This is a genomic window from Asaia platycodi JCM 25414 (assembly GCF_000614545.1).
Lineage (GTDB): Bacteria > Pseudomonadota > Alphaproteobacteria > Acetobacterales > Acetobacteraceae > Asaia > Asaia platycodi.
On the sequence record NZ_BAKW01000028.1, the window covers coordinates 1 to 2,500 of the forward strand.

Here is a 2,500-nt window from a genome sequence, read left to right on the forward strand (position 1 = left end):
CAAAAAAAAGGCCCGCTTTGTGTAGCGGGCTTTGATTTGGTTGCGGGGGCAGGATTTGAACCTGCGGCCTTCAGGTTATGAGCCTGACGAGCTACCGGGCTGCTCCACCCCGCGTGGGTGGGGTGTTGTTGTGGGGTGGATCAGGGGACCTGGCGGCGACCGACTTTTCCGCATCTTAAGATGCAGTATCATAGGCGCTGGGGCGTTTCACGTCCGAGTTCGGGATGGGATCGGGTGGAAGTCTCCCGCCATAGCCACCAGGTCTTCTGATCCACCCGACCTGTGGTGTGTCGGTGTGGGAGGTTGGTGTTTTGTATGATGAGTGTATTGCGTGGATGATTGCTATGCATGTGTATGCTCTGTTTTGCAGAGCGTTGTGTGAGCGATATGGGCGATTAGGACCGGTTAGCTTCACGTGTTACCACGCTTCCACACCCGGCCTATTGACGTGATGGTCTTTCACGGCCCTGTGAGACCTAGTTTTGAGGTGGGTTTCCCGCTTAGATGCTTTCAGCGGTTATCCCGTCCATACTTAGCTACCCGGCTGTGCCGCTGGCGCGACAACCGGTACACCAGAGGTATGTTCATCCCGGTCCTCTCGTACTAGGGACAAATCCTCTCAAGTCTCATACACCCACGGCAGATAGGGACCGAACTGTCTCACGACGTTCTAAACCCAGCTCACGTACCACTTTAATCGGCGAACAGCCGAACCCTTGGGACCTGCTCCAGCCCCAGGATGTGATGAGCCGACATCGAGGTGCCAAACCTCCCCGTCGATGTGGACTCTTGGGGGAGATCAGCCTGTTATCCCTAGAGTACCTTTTATCCGTTGAGCGATGGCCCGTCCACGTGGGACCACCGGATCACTATGGCCGACTTTCGTCTCTGTTCGAGCTGTCACTCTCACAGTCAGGCGGGCTTATGCCATTGCACTCGACAGTCGGTTTCCGACCGACCTGAGCCCACCATCGCGCGCCTCCGTTACACTTTGGGAGGCGACCGCCCCAGTCAAACTGCCCACCATGCAGGGTCCCGGACCAGGCTAGACTGGTCTCGGTTAGACATCAGAAAAATTCAGGGTGGTATTTCAAGGACGGCTCCACCGAAGCTGGCGCCTCGGGTTCATAGCCTCCCACCTATCCTACACAGGATGTCTCTGATGCCACTGCAAAGCTGCAGTAAAGGTTCATAGGGTCTTTCCGTCTGACCGCGGGTACCCCGCATCTTCACGGGGAATTCAATTTCGCTGAGTCGATGCTGGAGACAGTGGGGAAGTCGTTACGCCATTCGTGCAGGTCGGAACTTACCCGACAAGGAATTTCGCTACCTTAGGACCGTTATAGTTACGGCCGCCGTTTACCGGGGCTTCAATTCAATGCTTGCACATCTCCTCTTAACCTTCCGGCACCGGGCAGGCGTCAGGCCGTATACGTCGTCTCTCGACTTCGCACAGCCCTGTGTTTTTACTAAACAGTCGCTACCCCCTGGTCTGTGCCACCCGCACATGGTTGCCCACATACGGGTCTTGCTTATCCCGAAGTTACACAAGTAATTTGCCTAGTTCCTTCAGCATCGTTCTCTCAAGCGCCTTGGTATTCTCTACCAGTCCACCTGTGTCGGTTTCGGGTACGGTCTATACGCCAGAGCTATTTCCTGGAATGCTCCAAAAGCCTGGTCAATCCAATAAGACCAGACAACATATTGCATTCGTCACTTCTGGCAGGCCCAGTAATATTCAACTGGTTCCCATCGACTACGGCTTTCGCCCTCGCCTTAGGGGCCGGCTCACCCTGCGTGGATTAACCTTGCGCAGGAACCCTTGGACTTTCGGCGACAGTGTTTCTCGCACTGTTTGTCGCTACTCATGTCAGCATTCGCACTTCCGATATCTCCAGAGAGGGTCACCCCGTCTCCTTCGCAGACCTACGGAACGCTCCGCTACCGCGCATATCAAAGATATGCACCCACAGCTTCGGCACGTGGCTTGAGCCCCGTTACATTTTCGGCGCAGGGTTTCTATTAGACCAGTGAGCTATTACGCTTTCTTTAAAGGATGGCTGCTTCTAAGCCAACCTCCTGGTTGTTTTGGAATCCCCACATCCTTTCCCACTTAGCCACGATTTGGGGGCCTTAGCTGGTGGTCTGGGCTGTTTCCCTCTCGACAATGGACCTTAGCACCCACTGTCTGTCTGCCACGCTCATACTCCTCGGTATTCGGAGTTTGGTTAGGTTTGGTAAGACTTTGGGTCCCCCTAGCCCATCCAGTGCTCTACCCCCGAGGGCAATACGTGACGATCTACCTCAATAGATTTCGCGGAGAACCAGCTATCTCCGAGTTTGATTGGCCTTTCACCCCTAGCCACAGCTCATCCCCGACTTTTTCAACAGGCGTGGGTTCGGCCCTCCAGTGCGTGTTACCGCACCTTCAGCCTGGCCATGGCTAGATCACTCGGTTTCGGGTCTTCTGCCAGCAACTCATTCGCCCTATTCAGACTCG

1 tRNA gene and 2 rRNA genes (1 of these 3 cut by a window edge) are annotated in these 2,500 nt (G+C 55.1%); all 3 read right to left on the reverse strand.

The window, feature by feature from the left end:
- Positions 1-37: 37 nt before the first annotated feature.
- A tRNA-Met gene (locus JCM25414_RS15205) sits at positions 38-114 on the reverse strand.
- 33 nt (positions 115-147) lie between these two features.
- A 5S ribosomal RNA gene (gene rrf / locus JCM25414_RS15210) occupies positions 148-262 on the reverse strand.
- 113 nt (positions 263-375) lie between these two features.
- Positions 376-2,500, reverse strand: a 23S ribosomal RNA gene (locus tag JCM25414_RS15215) (it continues 616 nt past the right edge of the window).